The sequence below is a fragment of the Actinomadura sp. HBU206391 genome (assembly GCF_014323665.1).
Lineage (GTDB): Bacteria > Actinomycetota > Actinomycetes > Streptosporangiales > Streptosporangiaceae > Actinomadura_C.
The window spans coordinates 170,520-188,178 of the sequence record NZ_JABVEB010000001.1; the positions used below are offsets into that span (position 1 = coordinate 170,520).

General features: G+C 68.0%; 19 protein-coding genes. 10 read left to right on the forward strand and 9 right to left on the reverse strand.

Going from position 1 to position 17,659, the window contains the following annotated elements:
* The first annotated feature begins 95 nt into the window (after positions 1-95).
* A complete protein-coding gene (trxB, locus tag HKK72_RS00890; RefSeq protein WP_187232249.1) occupies positions 96-1,052 on the forward strand; it encodes a thioredoxin-disulfide reductase in 957 nt (318 codons plus the stop codon).
* Between the two features lie 45 nt (positions 1,053-1,097).
* Positions 1,098-1,412, forward strand: a complete 315-nt coding sequence (trxA, locus tag HKK72_RS00895; protein WP_187232250.1) for a thioredoxin — start codon at positions 1,098-1,100, stop codon at positions 1,410-1,412.
* Between the two features lie 101 nt (positions 1,413-1,513).
* Here the strand turns inward: trxA and HKK72_RS00900 are convergent, their stop codons facing one another.
* The 4 genes from HKK72_RS00900 to rsmG form a co-directional block, all read right to left on the reverse strand.
* Positions 1,514-2,131, reverse strand: a complete 618-nt coding sequence (locus tag HKK72_RS00900) for a GNAT family N-acetyltransferase (RefSeq protein WP_187232251.1) — start codon at positions 2,129-2,131, stop codon at positions 1,514-1,516.
* Between the two features lie 250 nt (positions 2,132-2,381).
* Positions 2,382-3,329, reverse strand: a complete 948-nt coding sequence (locus tag HKK72_RS00905) for a ParB/RepB/Spo0J family partition protein (protein ID WP_187232252.1) — start codon at positions 3,327-3,329, stop codon at positions 2,382-2,384.
* Between the two features lie 107 nt (positions 3,330-3,436).
* Complete coding sequence (locus HKK72_RS00910) at positions 3,437-4,258, reverse strand: ParA family protein (protein WP_187232481.1); 822 nt, start codon at positions 4,256-4,258, stop codon at positions 3,437-3,439.
* 422 nt (positions 4,259-4,680) lie between these two features.
* On the reverse strand, positions 4,681-5,283 hold the full coding sequence (rsmG, locus tag HKK72_RS00915) for a 16S rRNA (guanine(527)-N(7))-methyltransferase RsmG (RefSeq protein WP_315987022.1): 603 nt from the start codon (positions 5,281-5,283) through the stop codon (positions 4,681-4,683).
* On the opposite strand from rsmG, the gene HKK72_RS41960 reads away from it, so the two are divergent.
* Both HKK72_RS41960 and HKK72_RS00920 read left to right on the forward strand, forming a co-directional pair.
* Positions 5,215-5,355, forward strand: a complete 141-nt coding sequence (locus tag HKK72_RS41960) for a hypothetical protein (RefSeq protein ID WP_315987024.1) — start codon at positions 5,215-5,217, stop codon at positions 5,353-5,355. The two genes, rsmG and HKK72_RS41960, sit on opposite strands and share 69 nt — an antisense overlap.
* A gap of 182 nt (positions 5,356-5,537) precedes the next feature.
* Positions 5,538-6,038, forward strand: coding sequence for a DUF6458 family protein (locus HKK72_RS00920; RefSeq protein ID WP_187232254.1), 501 nt, complete (start codon positions 5,538-5,540; stop codon positions 6,036-6,038).
* 68 nt (positions 6,039-6,106) lie between these two features.
* On the opposite strand, the gene HKK72_RS00925 is transcribed toward HKK72_RS00920, so the two are convergent.
* The 5 genes from HKK72_RS00925 to rpmH all read right to left on the reverse strand — a co-directional run bounded on the left by HKK72_RS00925 (position 6,107) and on the right by rpmH (position 8,564).
* Entirely contained in the window at positions 6,107-6,589 is a 483-nt protein-coding gene (locus HKK72_RS00925) for a protein jag (RefSeq protein WP_187232255.1), read from the reverse strand.
* Positions 6,590-6,620: 31 nt separating this feature from the next.
* Positions 6,621-7,586, reverse strand: coding sequence for a membrane protein insertase YidC (gene yidC / locus HKK72_RS00930; protein ID WP_187232256.1), 966 nt, complete (start codon positions 7,584-7,586; stop codon positions 6,621-6,623).
* A complete protein-coding gene (yidD, locus tag HKK72_RS00935; protein ID WP_187232257.1) occupies positions 7,576-7,902 on the reverse strand; it encodes a membrane protein insertion efficiency factor YidD in 327 nt (108 codons plus the stop codon). Before yidD ends, yidC begins: the two co-directional genes overlap by 11 nt.
* Positions 7,899-8,288, reverse strand: a complete 390-nt coding sequence (gene rnpA / locus HKK72_RS00940) for a ribonuclease P protein component (RefSeq protein ID WP_187232258.1) — start codon at positions 8,286-8,288, stop codon at positions 7,899-7,901. Before rnpA ends, yidD begins: the two co-directional genes overlap by 4 nt.
* A gap of 138 nt (positions 8,289-8,426) precedes the next feature.
* Positions 8,427-8,564 (reverse strand): 50S ribosomal protein L34, encoded by a 138-nt coding sequence (gene rpmH / locus HKK72_RS00945; protein ID WP_187232259.1) that lies wholly within the window; start codon positions 8,562-8,564, stop codon positions 8,427-8,429.
* A gap of 478 nt (positions 8,565-9,042) precedes the next feature.
* On the opposite strand from rpmH, the gene dnaA reads away from it, so the two are divergent.
* The 6 genes from dnaA (at position 9,043) to gyrB (ending at position 17,619) form a co-directional block, all read left to right on the forward strand.
* Positions 9,043-11,061: a chromosomal replication initiator protein DnaA gene (dnaA, locus tag HKK72_RS00950; RefSeq protein ID WP_187232260.1), complete on the forward strand. Its 2,019-nt coding sequence runs from the start codon at positions 9,043-9,045 to the stop codon at positions 11,059-11,061.
* A gap of 491 nt (positions 11,062-11,552) precedes the next feature.
* Positions 11,553-12,680 carry a DNA polymerase III subunit beta gene (dnaN, locus tag HKK72_RS00955; protein ID WP_187232261.1) on the forward strand — a complete coding sequence of 376 codons (1,128 nt, stop codon included), beginning with the start codon at positions 11,553-11,555 and terminating at the stop codon, positions 12,678-12,680.
* 50 nt (positions 12,681-12,730) lie between these two features.
* Positions 12,731-13,627, forward strand: coding sequence for a phosphogluconate dehydrogenase (NAD(+)-dependent, decarboxylating) (gene gnd / locus HKK72_RS00960; protein ID WP_410050272.1), 897 nt, complete (start codon positions 12,731-12,733; stop codon positions 13,625-13,627).
* 125 nt (positions 13,628-13,752) lie between these two features.
* Entirely contained in the window at positions 13,753-14,892 is a 1,140-nt protein-coding gene (gene recF / locus HKK72_RS00965; protein ID WP_187232263.1) for a DNA replication/repair protein RecF, read from the forward strand.
* Positions 14,882-15,409: a DUF721 domain-containing protein gene (locus HKK72_RS00970; RefSeq protein WP_315987006.1), complete on the forward strand. Its 528-nt coding sequence runs from the start codon at positions 14,882-14,884 to the stop codon at positions 15,407-15,409. The genes recF and HKK72_RS00970 overlap by 11 nt, the downstream gene beginning before the upstream one ends.
* Before the next feature lie 269 nt (positions 15,410-15,678).
* Positions 15,679-17,619, forward strand: coding sequence for a DNA topoisomerase (ATP-hydrolyzing) subunit B (gyrB, locus tag HKK72_RS00975; protein ID WP_187232264.1), 1,941 nt, complete (start codon positions 15,679-15,681; stop codon positions 17,617-17,619).
* Positions 17,620-17,659 lie beyond the last annotated feature (40 nt).

Consider the following 17,659-nt stretch of genomic DNA (forward strand, 5'->3'; position numbering starts at 1 on the left):
CCGCCCCAGGGAATCTCCGCGCCATAGGATCGGTTGTCGCAACTGGCGGCATGGGATGTGAAGCATCCGGTCCCGATCCATAGGAAGGCGCAGGAGTGAACGACGTTCGCAATGTGATCATTATCGGCTCGGGCCCGGCCGGTTACACGGCGGCCATCTACGCCGCGCGGGGCGATCTCAAGCCTCTCCTGATCGAGGGCTCGGTGACCGCCGGCGGGGCCCTGATGAACACCACCGACGTCGAGAACTTCCCGGGCTTTCCTGACGGCATCCTCGGCCCGGACTTCATGGACAACCTGCGCAAGCAGGCGGAGCGCTTCGGCACCGAGTTCATCACCGATGACGCGACCGAGGTCGACCTCACCGCGTCGCCCAAGGTCGTGAAGGTCGGTGACGAGGTCTACCTGACGAAGGCCGTGATCATCGCGACCGGCTCGAAGTACCGAGAGCTGGGCCTGCCGAAGGAGAAGCAGCTCTCGGGCCGCGGCGTCTCCTGGTGTGCGACGTGCGACGGGTTCTTCTTCCGCGACCATGACATCGCGGTGGTCGGCGGTGGCGACTCCGCCATGGAGGAGGCCATCTTCCTGAGCCGGTTCGCCCGGTCGGTGACCGTGGTCCACCGCCGTGACTCGCTACGCGCCAGCAAGATCATGCAGGACCGCGCGATGGCCAACGAGAAGATCAAGTTCGCCTGGAACAGCGAGGTCGTGGACATCGTCGGCGACGACCGGGTGAGCGGAATCAAGCTGCGCGACACCGTCACCGGAGACGAGAGCACTCTCGAGATCACCGGCCTGTTCATCGCCATCGGGCACGAGCCGCGCAGCGAGCTGTTCGTCGATGTGCTCGACACCGATGACGAGGGCTACCTGACCGTCGAGTCGCCCACCACCCGGACGAAGATCCCGGGCGTCTTCGCCAGCGGCGACGTGGTCGACCACATCTACCGTCAGGCCGTCACGGCCGCCGGCAGCGGATGCGCGGCCGCCCTCGACGCCGAGCACTGGCTCCAGGACGAAGACCTCGCGAAGCTGACCCACCAGAACGTCTGACGTCGACGCCAACGACCGCCGACGAGTGAAGGAGACACCCTCGCCATGAAATCCGTGAACGATGCCGACTTCGAGACCGAGGTCCTCAAGAACGACAAGCCGGTCCTGGTCGACTTCTGGGCGGAGTGGTGCGCCCCGTGCCGTATGGTCGCTCCGGTCCTCGAAGAGATCGCCAAGGAACACGGCGACAAGATCAGTATCGTGAAGCTGAACATCGACGAGAACCCTCAGGTGCCGGCCAGGTACGGCATCATGCAGATCCCGACCATGAACGTCTACTCCGGCGGCGAGGTCGTAAAGCAGATCATGGGAGCGAAGCCCAAGGCTGCCATGCTCCGGGAACTCGCAGAGTTCATCTGACGACCGGCCGACCGGCCGACGCGACATCTCACGCTACGGCGATGACGGCTCCGCACCCCACCCGGTGCGGGGCCGTACGCGTTCAGAGGGCTGAGAGCCGCTCAGGCGGGACGGAGTGCGCCTTCTGGGGTCATCGAGCCGAGAAGGCGCTCCAGGGCCACCTCGACGTCCTCACGCCACGAGAGGACCGACTTGAGCTCGAGGCGGAGCCGCGGGAACCGATGATGCGGCCGGACGGTCTTGAAGCCGACCGAGAGCAGATAGTCGGCGGGGACCATGCAGCTGCCCGCCTCGCCCTTGAGGTCGCCGAAGGCCTCGATCGCCTTCACTCCACGCCGGGTCAGATCCTTGGCGACGCCCTGTACGAGCATCCGGCCGAGCCCGCCGCCGGCGAACTCGGGCAGCACGTGCGCGGTCATCAGCAGCACGGCGTCCGCGCTGACGGGGCTGGTCGGGAAGGCCACCGAGCGCGGTACGTAGAGCGGCGGCGCGTAGAGCACGAAACCGGCCGGTGCACCGTCCACATAGACGATCTTCCCGCAGCTCCCCCACTCCAGCAGAGTCGAGGAAACCCAGGCCTCCTTCTCCAGCGCCGGATCGCCGGCCTCCATGGCCCGTTCCCCGTTGACGGGGTCGAGCTCCCAGAAGACGCAGCGTCGACAACGACGCGGGAGATCATCGAGATTGTCCAACGTGACGCTGACGAGACGACGCGACACCAGCAGGCACCCTTCTGGTACAGACCGCCTTCACGGAATTCCCGATTACCGATCAGATCCAGGGGCATCGTATCGGAGAGTCCGGCACGTCCACCGGCCACTCGCGCCTCGTGCGGGTCAAGCGATGTTTCACGTGGAACCGTGACCCGACCCAACATCGCGCCATGCCTGAGCCGCCGACTCCCCCTCTGCGGGCAAAGAAAGACCCGGAAGCCGGTAGCGGCTTCCGGGCCTTTTCCGGCAGAACCGATCAGTCTTCTTCGAGGGCGGTAAAGCCGGCAGCGTCCGGTGCCATGACCTTGATGATGCGCTCGAGGTCGTCGATGGAGGCGAACTCGACCACAATCTTTCCCTTGCGCTTACCTTGGTCGACCGAGACCTTCGTCTCGTACCGGTCCGAGAGCCGGTCGGCCAGCTCCCGAAGTACGGGTTGCACCGGCCTCCGAATGCCCACCTTGCGGGGAGTCGACGTCTTCGGCTCGGCGTCGCGGGTCGCGATGATCTCCTCGACCGCTCGTACGGACAGCCCCTCGGCCACGACCCGATGGGCGAGATGTTCCTGAGCCTCCGTGCTGTCGAGTGCCAGCAGAGCCCGCGCATGACCGGCGCTGAGAACGCCCGCGGCGACCCGCCGCTGCACGGCCGGCGGCAGGTTCAGCAGGCGGAGGGTGTTGGAGATGTGCGGACGCGAACGCCCGACGCGTGTGGCCAGCTGCTCATGAGTCGCGCCGAAGTCGTCCAGCAACTGCTGATAGGCGGCCGCCTCCTCCAGAGCGTTCAGCTGTTGCCTGTGGAGGTTCTCCATGAGGGCGTCCCGCAACATGTCAGTGTCGCTGGTCTCCCGGACGATCGCGGGAATGCTCTCCAGACCGGCCACCTGGGACGCCCGCCAGCGCCGCTCGCCCATGATGAGCTCATAGCGTTCCGGGCCGACCTCTCGCACGACCACCGGCTGTAGAAGGCCGACGATCCCGATCGAGGCGGCCAGCTCCTCGAGCGCCTCCTCATCGAACTGCTGCCGCGGTTGCCGCGAGTTCGGGCCGATCGACGTCACCGGAAGCTCGGCGAATCGCGCCCCGTTCACCTCCGCCAGAGGCGCGGACTCGGGAGAGCCGCCCACCGGCTCACTCCCCGGCACCGGCCCCGTGGGAATGAGAGCTCCCAGGCCCTTACCGAGTCCCCGTCGCTGCTGACTCACCACACCTCCTGTTGATCTGCCGCGCTCCGCGCGGCGGCTCGGGGCGCCTTTTGAGGCGCCCCTCGCAGTGCTGTTCGGTATCGACAACCCAGCGTTGACCGGGTCGGTCACGACGGTCGGCCGATGCGCTGTTGGGCCATTTCCGCTGCGGCCTCGTTGTAGGCCAGCGCACCGCTCGAACCGGGATCGTAGGTCATGACCGACTGCCCGTAGCTCGGTGCCTCCGACACCCGGACGCTGCGGGGGATCACCGTGTTGAGGACGACCTCGCCGAAGTGGGTGCGGACGTCCTCAGCCACCTGGGCGGCGAGGCGGGTCCGAGCGTCGTACATCGTCAGCAGGATCGTGGAGACCTGGAGCTGCGGATTCAGATGAGCCTTCACCAGGTCGACGGTCCGGAGCAACTGCCCCAGCCCCTCGAGCGCGTAGTACTCACACTGGATCGGAATGAGCAGTTCGTCGCCCCCGACGAGCGCGTTCACGGTGAGCAACCCGAGTGAGGGCGGACAGTCGATGAGGACGTAGTCGAACCTGCCCTTGTCGTAGGCGTCGAGCGCCCGCCGCAATCGCGACTCGCGTGCGACCTTCGAGACCAGTTCGATCTCGGCGCCCGCGAGATTCAGCGTGGCCGGGGCGCAGTAGAGGTTGGGCAGCTCGGGGGCGGCCACGACGATGTCGCTGAGCGGCGCGTCCTCGATGAGCACGTCGTAGACGGAGGGGACGTCGGCGTGGTGCTCGACACCGAAGGCGGTCGAGGCGTTGCCCTGAGGGTCCAGGTCGATGACGAGCACCTGGGCGCCGTGCATCGCGAGGGAGGCCGCGAGATTGACCGAGCTCGTGGTCTTGCCCACACCGCCCTTCTGGTTGGCGATCGTGATGACCCGACAATGGTCAGGGCGCGGCCAGTCGCCGTCGCCCCTCTTGGCCATCGCCTTCAGCGCGGCCGCGGCGACGGTCGCGGCCGGCGCCTCCTCGGGCAATGTTTCCCGTGAAACAGTGGCGTTCTTCAGTGCCTCGCGCACAAGCTGCGACTCCCCCTGGTTCGGCCCTCGACGTGGTGCCGATGCTTTTCCGCCGCGGCCGTTCGTCGGCACATAGCCGGTCTCGGCGGTCCCGGACGACGTGTTCCCCCACCCGGCATGTCCAGGCGGCGGGCCGTCGGACGGTTCTGACGCCGTACCGGCCGGCTTCACCGAGCTCTTCGAGGCGCTCTTGCCGCGTGACCTGGCCGGCGAGGTCCCCGGCTGCGGTTCAGCCTCCGTGGCGAGTTCGCCCGGCCACCCAAGGCCCGACACGTCGTCGCTCATCTCGTCGCCGGCATGGTCAGGCCAGCCCAATCCTGGTGCCGTGTTCATTTCAAACCTTTCCGCCGCTTTGACCGCTTCGACGCAGCGGCCCGCCGGGGGGCGCGTTCGGCGACCACACGCACAATCGTTGTCGGCGGATCGACCTTACCGTGGCCCACCTGTAGCAGCTCGGCCGTACGGATACCGAAATCCTCCAGAACTGGTCCGGCTTCCTTCAGTTCCGCTCCCGCACGTTCGCCCTTCAGCGCGAGAAGCTCTCCACCGGGCCGCAGAAGCGGCAGTGCCCAGCGGGCCAGCCGGTCGAGCGGCGCCACCGCTCTGGCGGTCACCACATCCGCGGCGAAGTCCTTGGTGACCTCCTCTGCGCGGCCGCGCCGTACCTCGACGTTGTCGAGGCCCAGCATCGTGACGCACTCGGAGAGAAAAGTCGTCCGGCGGAGCAGTGGCTCCAGCAGGGTGATCGAGAGATCGCGGCGTACGATCGCCAGCACGATGCCGGGCAACCCCGCTCCGGAACCGATGTCGACGACACTCGCCCGCTCGGGAATCACCTCGGCGAGCACCGCACAGTTGATCAGATGGCGATCCCAGAGACGGTCGACCTCACGGGGGCCGATCAGCCCGCGCTGAACGCCGGCCTCGGCCAGAAAATCCGCGTATCGCTCCGCGGCAGGCAGCGCGTCACCGAAGACCACGCGGGCCTCCGGCGGCGCCGGTAGTGAAACTCCCACTGAACGAATCGTCCCATAGACCGGACGGGCCGCGCACTCACTGAGTGCCGACGCATGTTTCCCGTACGTCCACCGGGTATCGACAACGCGAGAGCGGGACGGTCCGCCGGCGCGGGCGAGTCCTCGTACCACCCGGCAGCGAACTGTGCTCAGAAGGAGGGACCACCACAATGGGTCTCGGAGTAAGCCTGGCATTCGTTGCGATCGGCGCGATCCTCGCCTTTGCCGTTCGCTTCGATCTATCCGGAATCGACATCCATATGATCGGCTGGATCCTCATCCTGGTGGGCTTGGCCAACCTCGCCTTCACGCTGATGTACACGCGTCCTCGGCAGCGCGCTCGGCTGGCCGGGATGGTCGACGAGGATCCGCTCTACGTCGTGCGGCCCGAGGAGCCGACGCCGCACGTTCATATCGAGCAGCCGCATGTGCATGTCGACCAGCCGGTCGAAGAGACCGTGGTCGAGCGGCGTGTCGTCGAGACCCCCGTCCAGGAGACGCGTCCGCGCACCGAGCCGGCTCAGCCCGTGCCGCCGCAGCCGGCACAGGCGCCACAACAGGTGCCGCCGCAGTCGACGCGGCCGGTGCCGCCGCGGCCCGCTCCGACGCAGGAGCAGCCCGAGACGGCCGCGCCGCGGCAGACCTTCAGCCGACGCGATCTCAGGTCGTGAAACGCGAACGGCCGCGGTCCCGCTTCAGGCGGGGCCGCAGCCGTGGAGAACGCGTACTGCAGTGAACGTTATTGCGGGAAGACGACGACGTACCGGGTCGGCTCCTCGCCCTCGGACTCGCTGCGCAGACCCGCGGCCGCGATGGCATCGTGCACGATCTTGCGCTCGAACGGCGTCATCGCGGCCAGCGGCTTCGGCTCGCCGGTGCGCGTGACCTCGGCCGCCACGTCCTCGCCGAGCTTGGTCAACTCGGCCCGGCGACGCTCCCGGTAGCCGCCGATGTCCAGCATCAGCCGGGTGCGGTTCCCGGTCTTGCGGTGCACCGCGAGACGGGTCAGCTCCTGGAGTGCTTCGAGCACCTCACCGCGCCTGCCGACGAGCTCGTCGAGAGACGCGCCCACGACCGCGACCATGGCACGCTCGCCTTCGACGTCCATGTCGATGTCACCATCGAAGTCACCGATGTCGAGCAGGCCCTCGACGTAGTCGGCGGCGATCTCGCCTTCCTGCTCCAAGTCCTGCACGTTGACCTCGGTATCGGCCTGGCTCACGCGTCCTCCTCCTCGCCTAGCTGGTAGAAATCTAGCGCTTGGGGGATCCACTGCGCTTGCTGCGCGGCTTCTTCACCGGCTGCTGACGGATCACCTTGGGCTTGGCCTCCGGCTCGGGAGCCGGCGCGGGCGGCTCCTTCTTGAGCCTGCCCTTCAGCCCACCGGCCGGTGCGGGCGCGGTCTTGGTGGTACCGGGCTTGGCGCCGTTCTTGGCGGCGGCCCCCTGGGCGGCGCCGTTCGTCGTGATCGGGTACTTCTTGTGGATGTAGTGCGTCTGCGCCAGCGTCCACGAGTTCGAGGTCACCCAGTACATCAGCACGCCCAGCGGGAAGCCGAGGCCGAACAGACCGAAGATCGGCGCCAGGTAGACCATCATCTTCTGGGCCGACGCCATCGGGTTGTTGTCGTCCATGACCGGCTGCCGGCTCATGCTCGCCTTGACGCTGAAGTACGTGGTGGTGGAGCTGATCAGCACCGCGATCCCGCAGACGACGATGCCGCTGATCGTCCCGGCGCTCCACGCGTCGAGGAACTTCGTGGAGATCGAGGCGCCGAAGATGTCGGCGTGCTGCGCGCTGTGCACCAGGGCGGGGGAGATGCCGTGGCTGCCGTTGCCCTCCTTGGCGGTGGCGACGCCGTTGAGCACCCGGAACAGTCCGATGAAGATCGGCATCTGGACCAGCAGGGGGAGGCAGCCGGACAGCGGGTTGGCCCCCGCCTCCTTGTACAGCGTCATGACCTCTTGGTTCATGCGCTGCTTGTCGTTCTTGTACTTCTTGCGCAGGGCCTGAACCTGGGGGTTCAGCTCCTGCATCTTCCGCGTGGAGTGAATCTGCTTCACGAACAGCGGGAAGATCAGAAGTCGCATGAGAACGGTGAGCAGGATGATCGAGCCACCCCATGCCCAGCCGCTGTTGGCATCGAAGACGTAGCTGAGACCGGTGTGAATCTGAACGATCACCCAGGCCACGGCCCGGTACAGCGGATCAAGAGTCACCGGTCAGCTCCTTGTGCTCTATGAGGCGGTGCCGCTCTCCGCGCGGCTGAAGGTCTTCGTACGGTGCCACAGCGCCCTTCGGCGGTGGCACCGGGTCGTGCCCCCCTGGATGGAACGGATGACAGCGGCCGATCCTCAGCACGGTGAGCCAAGTGCCTCGCGCTGCCCCGTGCACCTGGAGCGCCTCCAGGGAGTAGGCGCTGCAGGTCGGATGGAACCGGCACTGCTGACCGAGCAGGGGGCTCAGGAAGCGGCGGTAGGCGGCGACGAAGAGCATGAGCACCCGCGCCACGGGCGTCGGCTTCCGCACTGTCATGTCCGCCCCTTGTCAGTCCGGACCCCGCCACCCCTGCCTGGGGACTGATCGCGCAGCAGGCGGTCGAGGGCCGAGTCGAGATCTGCGGCCAGGTCGTCATGGCCCGCGGACGCGGCCTTGGGGTTCGCGCGCACCACAAGCAGGCTACCTCGCGGAAGCCGTGCGACGCGGTCCGCGACCAGATGGCGCAGGCGGCGCCGCACTTTATTGCGTACGACCGCGTTCCCGACGGTGCGGGCGACGATGAAACCGGCCAGGGGCTCGGCATCGATCTCATCTCTGCGTAGCAGGTGGGTGACGATGTTCGGCCGTCCGGCGCGGCGTCCGCGCCTGACGGCCAGGGTGAATTCGGCCCGCTGCCGCATCCGTTGCCCGGACGGCAGCATGGCTATGCTCCACGTCGCACTCCGCGCGGCACCCGGCGGGCGGTCCACGGCCGTATGCCGCGTCGTCGCGCCGGGTCGCCGTGCTCGCGGGCGCTTCCCGGTTCAGACATGGTCAGCATCAGCCCGCTCGGAGATCGATCAGACCGCGACGCGGTCGCGGCCCTTGCGGCGCCGCGAGCCGAGAATGGCCCGGCCGGCCCGGGTGCGCATGCGCAGCCGGAAGCCGTGCTTCTTGTGGCGGCGACGGTTGTTCGGCTGAAATGTACGCTTGCTCACTCGAGACTCCAGGGCTGCGGTCAGGTTCAGGGTATGGATGACGCCGCATCACGGGGCGCGTGGGGTCCCCCGCAGCGAGGGCCCATGCCTTTGGGCATGCGACACCACATCGATGCGACTCGACCGTAGAACGTTACGGGTTATCCGCCCGTCCGGTCAAACGGGGGCAGCGCGGACGCGGCGTCCGTACCCTTGGAGGCGGGTCGGACAGGGCGCCCCGTCGCGTCTTGCACGCGTCGTAGAGGAGGGACTACCGTCACCCGGACGGAGCGTTGCCGGGAAGCGTTGCCGGCAGACGCTGCCGGCATCTGGCGGGGCACCCGGCGCCATGCGGACCTTTCCCCGGTCTAGACCCGTCCATCTCGCGGAGTATCACACCCGCTCGGTGACCGTGCACAACGTGTGGACAACTCTGTGGACGACGCGTGAGAGAGTAGGTCACTCCGCATCTCGGATGTGACAGGAGGGGAGCTTGCGCATGGACGGTCAGGACCTCGCTTCAGCGTGGGCACGGACACTCGAAGCCCTCTCCGCCGGCGAGCTGCCGCCGAACTACCGCGCCTGGCTGCCCCTTACCCGCCCGTTGGCCCTGGTAGAGGACACCGCGCTGCTCGCGGCGCCGAACGAATTCGCCAAAGAGGCGTTCGAGGTCCGGATGCGTGCCCTGATCACCCGGGAGCTCTCCCGGGAGCTGGGCCGGGAGATCAGGATCGCGGTGACCGTACAGCCTGATCAGCCGCGGTCCGCGCCGACCGCCGAGCCGTCCGGTTACGAGAACCAGCCGCAGCAGGGTTTTATCCACAACCCCGTCCCCAACCAGCAGCCGCCTGGTGGATATCCCGCTCCCGACGGCCGCGGCCACGAGCCTCCGTATCCTCCCTCGTTCCAAGAAGGTCAGCCGAGAGAGACGATCCACACCCCGCCGACCCACACTCCGGCGTACGGCACCGGCCAGCCCGGCGGATATCCGGGCCCGCCCGGGCCGGCGGACGGTGCGCAGAACGGGCCGCAGCAGGGCGGCGGTCATGGTCGGTCGCACATCACCGGGCACACGCTCGGCGGATCCCTCGGCAACGGCGGCGCCCCGCGCCAGTCCTCCGACTCTTTCGAACAGCCCGACCGATCGCGGTCGGATCGCCCGCGATCGGATTTCCCGCAGTCGGAGTACCCGCAGTCCGAGTACCCGCAGTCGGACTATCCCCAGTCGGAGTACCCGCAGTCGGAGTACCCCCAGTCCGACTATCCGCAGTCCGACTACGCGCAGCCCGATCGCAGGCGGTCGGACTACAACCGGTCCGACTACCCGCAGAGTGAGCGGGATCCCTTCTCGCTCGGGCCCTCGGCGGACCGGGCCGAGTCCGATCCCGCCGCACCCTGGCAGCCGCCCCGCCGGGCCTCCGTGCCCGAGCCGCGCTCGCCGCGGAACAAGGCGGGGGCCGAGCCCCAACCGCGGCCCGAGCAGGCGCGGCTGAATCCGAAGTACACCTTCGAGACCTTCGTCATCGGCTCGTCCAACCGGTTCGCGCACGCCGCCGCGGTGGCGGTGGCGGAGGCTCCCGCGAAGGCCTACAACCCGCTCTTCGTGTACGGGGAATCGGGCCTGGGCAAAACGCACCTGCTGCACGCGGTCGGTCACTACGCGCAGAGCCTCTTCAATGGGGCGCGCGTGCGTTATGTGAGCTCCGAGGAGTTCACCAACGACTTCATCAACGCCATCCGGGACGGCAAGGCGGACGGGTTCCGCCGCCGATACCGGGATGTGGACATCCTCCTCGTCGACGACATCCAGTTCCTCGAGAACAAGGAGCAGACGCAGGAGGAGTTCTTCCACACGTTCAACACCCTGCACAACGCGAACAAGCAGATCGTGATCTCCAGTGATCGGCCACCTAAACAACTGGTGACGCTCGAGGATCGGCTGCGCAACAGGTTCGAGTGGGGACTGATCACCGATGTTCAGCCGCCCGAGCTCGAGACCCGTATCGCGATCCTGAGCAAGAAGGCGGCACAGGAGGGACTCGCGGCGCCCCGCGACGTGCTGGAGTTCATCGCGTCGAAGATCTCCACCAATATCCGCGAGCTCGAGGGTGCCCTCATCCGGGTCACCGCCTTCGCCAGCCTGAACCGCCAGTCGGTGGACATGCAGCTGGCCGAGATCGTGCTGAAGGATCTGATCCCCGACGCCACCGGCCCGGAGATCACGTCTGCGACGATCATGGCGCAGACGGCGACCTATTTCGGGATCGCGATCGAGGACCTGTGCGGGCCGTCACGGTCCCGGGTACTCGTCACCGCTCGGCAGATCGCCATGTATCTGTGCCGGGAGCTGACCGAAATGTCGCTGCCCAAGATCGGACAGCAGTTCGGCGGCCGTGACCACACCACGGTCATGCACGCCGAACGCAAGATCCGCTCACTGATGGCGGAGCGTCGGTCCATTTACAACCAGGTCACCGAGTTGACCAACCGGATCAAGCAGCAGGCCCGCAACCGCTGAGTTCGGCGACTTTCACTCGACTTTCACAGGCTGGGGAAAACTCTGTGGATCCGTGTGGACGACCCGGGGGACAAGCTGCGGACAACTTGAGGACAATTCGTGGATGGACTGGGGACGCCGTGGGGACGAGCACAGGCGTGTTCGCGGCGTGTCGCCGGCCTCGGTGAATCCGCGGGGGACAACCTGCGGACAAGGCGTGGACAACCAGGGGACAGCGTGCGGACAACCGGTGGGAACAATCTGTTCATCCTCAGGCGGGGCCTCGCCGTCCACCCGGCATGCACACTGGCAGTGGATAGAAATTCGGGGTCTGAGCTGCGGAAACGACCTCTGTCCACACTGTCCACGGCCCCTATGACTGTTACTGCTCTTTCTATCTCTACAAGAAAAAATCTAGAACCATCTAAGGGCCTGGGGATCAAGCGTCCCGAGCGCCTCATAGATCTCTTCCACCACACCCTGAGTCCAAACCCAGCAGGAGGCGGGTCCACGTGAAGTTCCGCATAGATCGAGACGCCCTCGCCGACGCCGTCGCCTGGACCGCACGCACGCTGCCGGTCAGGCCTCCGGTCCCCGTGCTCGCCGGCATGCACATCGAGGCGGGAGACAGGCTGAAGCTGTCGGCGTTCGACTACGAGGTGTCCGCTCAGGTCGCCACGGACATCGATGTGGAGGACCCCGGCACCGCGCTGGTGTCCGGACGCCTCCTCTCCGAGATCTGCCGCAGCCTGCCGCCGCACCCCGTCGAGGTGACGACCGACGGTGCCAAGGTGATGCTCACCTGTGGAAGCGCGAAGTTCACCCTGCTGACGATGCCTGTGGAGGACTACCCGAGCCTGCCGGAGATGCCGCCGGCGGCGGGATCGGTGGGCAGCGACGAGTTCGCGGCCGCCGTGGGACAGGTGGCGATCGCGGCCGGCCGCGATGACACCATCCCCATGCTGACCGGTGTGCGTGTGGAGATCGAGGGCGAGACCGTCACCCTCGCCTCCACCGACCGCTACCGGCTGGCCGTACGGGAGATGCACTGGAAGCCGGAACGCCCGGACTTCTCCGCGGTGGCCCTGGTGCCCGCCAAGACCCTTGCCGACACCGCCAAGTCGCTGACCTCGGGCGCCGAGGTGGCGATCGCCCTCGCCGGCTCGGGCGGCCCCGGTGAGGGGATGATCGGTTTCTCTGGCGGCGGACGGCGGACGACCTCCCGGCTCCTCGACGGCGATTTCGTGAAGTACCGGTCGCTGCTGCCCAGCGAGTACGCCGGGCTGGCCGAGATCCAGACCGGAGCGTTCATCGAGGCGGTCAAGCGCGTCTCGCTGGTGGCCGAGCGCAACACCCCCGTACGCCTGTCGTTCAGCCAGGGCGAGGTGGTCCTCGAGGCCGGCACCGGCGACGAGGCTCAGGCCGTGGAGGCCCTGGAGGCGACGCTGGAGGGCGAGGACATCAACATCGCGTTCAACCCCGGCTTCCTCCTCGACGGGCTGTCGGCGATCGGCTCTGACACGGCGAGGCTGTCCTTCACGACGCCCACCAAGCCGGCGGTGCTCACGGGCAAGCCCCCGGAGGCGGGCGCCAACCCCAACTACCGCTACCTGATCATGCCGGTGCGGCTCTCGGGTTAGTACCCGATCATCGACGGGAAACCAGCCTCACCAGGCGCTTGAAAACACATATGAGGGGTGATCCGAACATGGAGCTGGGGATGATCGGCCTCGGCCGCATGGGCGGCAACATGGCCGAACGGCTTCGCCGCGGCGGGCACACAGTGATCGGTTATGACCGTGACCCGAAGATCAGCGATGTCGATTCCATGGAGGAGCTCGCGCAGAGGCTGGCCAAGCCCCGCGCGGTGTGGGTGATGGTCCCCGCCGGAGAGCCCACGCGGCAGACCGTCCACAGCCTTGGGGAAATCCTCGAGCCCGGGGACGTCATCATCGACGGCGGCAACTCCCACTACCTCGACGACCGGCGCCACAGCGAGGATCTCGCCGTCAAGGGGATCGGCTTCGTGGACGTCGGGGTCAGCGGCGGCGTGTGGGGCCTGCAGAACGGCTACGCGCTCATGGTCGGCGGGGAGGACGAGCATGTGAAGCGGCTCATGCCGATCTTCAACACCCTCAAGCCGGAGGGCGAGTACGGCTTCGTCCACAGCGGTCCGGCCGGTGCCGGCCACTTCGCCAAGATGGTCCACAACGGCATCGAGTACGGCATGATGCAGGCCTTCGCCGAGGGCTATGAGCTGCTCAAGGCCAGCGACGTCGTGCACAACGTGCCCGAGACCTTCCGCAGCTGGCAGGAGGGCACCGTCATCCAGTCGTGGCTGCTGGAGCTGCTCAACCGGGCGCTGGAAGAGGACCCGAACCTCGAGCGCCTCCGCGGCCGTGCCGACGATTCCGGCGAGGGCCGGTGGACCGTGCAGGCGGCCGTGGATCACGCCGTCCCGATGCCGGCGATCAGCGCGGCGCTGTTCGCCCGCTTCGCCTCCCGGCAGGACGACTCGCCGGCCATGAAGGTCATCGCCGCATTGCGCAAGGAGTTCGGGGGGCACCCGGTCGAGCCGGTGGCCTGACCCCGGCGGTACCACATGCACCGCCCCCGTCCACAGGTCTGTGGAGAATCGTCCACAGACTGGGGATGGACGGGGGTGTTCTCCCTTGGCTGCCGAGGCGGCGTGAAGGCCCTACCCTCGATCCCGTGCACGTCGCCCACCTCGCCCTCCAGGACTTCCGGTCGTACGCGTCCGCGGAGCTCCCGCTGGACCCGGGCGTCAGCGCGTTCGTCGGCCCCAACGGGCAGGGCAAGACCAACCTGGTCGAGGCGATCGGCTACATCGCCACGCAGAGCAGCCACCGGGCGGCCACCGACGCGCCGCTTGTGCGTCACGGGGCGCCGCGGGCGATCGTCCGGGCGGGAGTCGTGCGCGATGACCGGCAGGCACTGATCGAGATCGAGGTCAACCCGGGCCGGGCCAATCGCGCCCGGCTCAACCGCTCCCCCGTCCCCAGGCCGCGGGAGATCCTGGGGATCTTGCGGACGGTGCTGTTCGCGCCCGAGGACCTCGCCCTGGTGAAGGGCGATCCGGGTGAGCGGCGCCGGTTCCTCGACGAGCTGCTGACCGTACGCGCGCCCCGGTTCGCGGGGGTGCGCTCCGACTACGACCGGGTGCTCAAGCAGCGCAACGCGCTGCTCCGGTCCGCTGCGGCGCACCGGCGGGCGCCCGGCGCCGAGATGCTGGCCACCCTCGACGTGTGGGACTCCCATCTGGCACGGGCGGGCGCCGAGCTGCTGGGCGGCCGTCTCGAGCTGGTCGCGGCGCTGCGCCCGCTGGTCGCGAAGGCCTACGACTCCCTCGCCCCCACAGGCGCCACCGAGCTGGTCTACCGCAGCTCTGTCCACGGGGGTGGGGACGGCGACGGCGAGTTGTCCACAGACCGTGGATCATTGGTCGCGGCGACCGAGGCGGCGCTCGCCGAGTCGAGGCGCGCCGAGCTCGAGCGTGGCGTCAGCCTGGTCGGCCCGCACCGCGACGAGCTGCACCTGCGGCTCGGTGATCTTCCCGCGCGGGGATACGCGAGCCATGGCGAGTCCTGGTCGTTGGCGCTCTCGCTCCGGCTGGCGGCCTTCGAGCTGCTGAGGGCCGAGGGTGACGACCCGGTGCTGATCTTGGACGACGTCTTCGCCGAGCTCGACACGGGCCGGCGCAGCCGGCTCGCCGAGCTCGTCGCCCCCGCCGAACAGGTCCTGGTGACCGCGGCGGTTCCGGCGGACGTGCCGAGTGAGCTGAGCGGAGCCGCGTACGACGTTGCGGACGGAGATGTGACCCGTGCCCGATGAACCTGTGTCCGAGGAGCCGCGCGAGCGGAGCGAGCGCAATCCGACACAGCGGAGCGAGGCCGCGAACTCGGCGATCAGTATGGCGCGTGAGGCGCTGGCGCAGGCGAAGGCCGACGCCCGAAAGCGCGGGTCCGTGCCGGGATCGCAGCGGAGGAAGGCCCCGAGACCGGTGCGCGAGCCCGGCCGCGGCGGCGACCCGCGGGCGTTCGGCGCGGCGATCCGCGACCTGCTGGCCGAGCGCGGCTGGGAGCAGCGGGCCGCCGTCGGCGGGGTGTTCGGCAACTGGCGCGGGATCGTCGGACCGGAGCTGGCCGAGCACACCAGGCCGGAGCGGTTCGAGGACGGCGAGCTCGTCGTGGCCGCCGACTCCACGGCCTGGGCCACCCAGCTCCGACTGCTCGCCGCCACGCTGGTGCGCAGGCTGAACGAGGAGCTCGGCGACGGCACTGTACGCCGGGTCAAGGTCACCGGACCGGCGTCGGCTCCTCGACGGCGGGGCGCCTGGCGCGTTCGCTAACCTGTTCGTACGGCTACTCCCGAGTTTCGCGGTGAGCGCCACACACGGCCGAGGAGCCCCGGGGACGAGTAGGGGGATGTCAATCTTGCCCAGTTCGGCCGCCACACGCGACTTCAGCGCCCGTCAGTGCCACTTTTGGGTCGCTCACCAGATAGAATGTTTCTGACTTAGGACACTGCGCCGTTGTGGGCGGCCCGAAGGGGTGGCCGCCCTTACGTGTGTTACGGGGCACGCTCGAACGGCGGGTGTCCCTGGCAGGAGGACCTCCTTTGGCGTACGACGCTCGCTCGATCACTGTCCTTGAAGGCTTGGAAGCGGTGCGCAAGCGCCCGGGCATGTACATCGGCTCGACCGGTGAGCGGGGGCTTCACCACCTCGTGTACGAGGTTGTGGACAACTCCGTGGACGAGGCGCTGGCCGGGCACGCGGACAGCATCGAGGTCACACTGCTCGCGGACGGCGGGGTGCGCGTCCGCGACAACGGCCGCGGCATCCCCGTCGGCCTGGTGCCGGGCGAGGAGCGCCCGGCCGTCGAGGTCGTGCTCACCACCCTCCACGCGGGGGGCAAGTTCGACGGCAAGTCCTACGCGGTCTCCGGCGGCCTGCACGGCGTCGGCGTCTCGGTGGTCAACGCGCTGTCGACCCGCCTCGAGGTCGAGGTGCGCACGGACGGGCACGTGTGGCGGCAGAAGTACGAGGGCAGTCATCCCACGGCTCCGATCGCCAAGGGCGAGCCCACCGAGGAGACCGGTACCCAGGTCAGCTTCTGGCCCGACGACACGATCTTCGAGACCATCGAGTGGAACTTCGAGACGCTCTCGCGCCGGCTCCAGGAGATGGCCTTCCTCAACCGCGGCCTGTCGATCAAGTTCCAGGACGAACGGCCCGGCCACGCCAACGGTGAAGCGCGAACGGTGACCTACCACTACGAGGGCGGCATCGAGGACTTCGTCCGGCACATCAACGCCTCCAAGGACGCCGTTCACAACTCGGTGGTCGCGTTCTCGGACGAGGTCAAGGGCATGTCGCTCGAGGTCGCCATGCAGTGGAACTCCTCGTACTCCGAGTCGGTCCACACCTTCGCCAACACGATCAACACGGCTGAGGGCGGCACCCACGAAGAGGGCTTCCGCTCCGCGCTGACGAACATCGTCAACACCTACGCGTTCGGTCAGAAGCTGCTGAAGGAGGGCCGCGACGATCGTCTCTCCGGTGAGGACGTCCGCGAGGGCCTGACCGCGATCATCTCGATCAAGCTCGCCGACCCGCAGTTCGAGGGCCAGACCAAGACCAAGCTCGGCAACACCGAGGCCAAGTCGTTCGTGCAGAAGGTGTGCAACGAGCACGTGCGCGACTGGTTCGACCGCAACCCCGGCGAGGCCAAAGAGATCATCACCAAGTCGCTGCAGGCCGCTCGGGCGCGCATCGCCGCCCGGCAGGCCCGCGACCTGACCCGCCGCAAGAGCCTGCTCGAGTCGACGTCGCTGCCCGGCAAGCTGTCGGACTGCCAGTCGACCGATCCGGCCAAGTCGGAGATCTACGTCGTCGAGGGCGACTCGGCGGGCGGCTCGGCCAAGGGCGGCCGCGATCCGCAGTACCAGGCGATCCTGCCGATCCGCGGCAAGATCCTCAACGTGGAGAAGGCCCGCATCGACCGGGTCCTCAAGAACAACGAGGTCCAGGCGATGATCACCGCTCTGGGCACCGGCATCCACGACGAGTTCGACATCTCCAAGCTCCGGTATCACAAGATCATCCTGATGGCGGACGCGGACGTCGACGGCCAGCACATCCGTACGCTCCTGCTCACCCTGCTGTTCCGCTTCATGAAGCCGCTGGTCGAGGCCGGCCACGTGTTCCTGGCCCAGCCGCCGCTCTACAAGATCAAGTGGGACGCGCGCGGCCAGGAGGCCACCTACGCCTACTCCGACCGGGAGCGCGACGCGGTCATCGAAGCGGGCATGGCCCAAGGCAAGCGCGACCCGCGCCCGCGCGACCAGGTGCAGCGGTTCAAGGGTCTCGGCGAGATGAACCCCGCCGAGCTGTGGGACACCACGATGGACCCCGCCCACCGGGTGCTGCTCCAGGTCACGCTCGACGACGCCGCGCAGGCGGACGAGCTGTTCAGCGTTCTGATGGGCGAGGACGTCGAGGCCAGACGGTCCTTCATCCAGCGCAACGCCAAGGACGTCCGTTTCCTGGACGTCTAGTCGCGGCTCGGGCAGGCGCGATCGCACGACTTTTTCACGC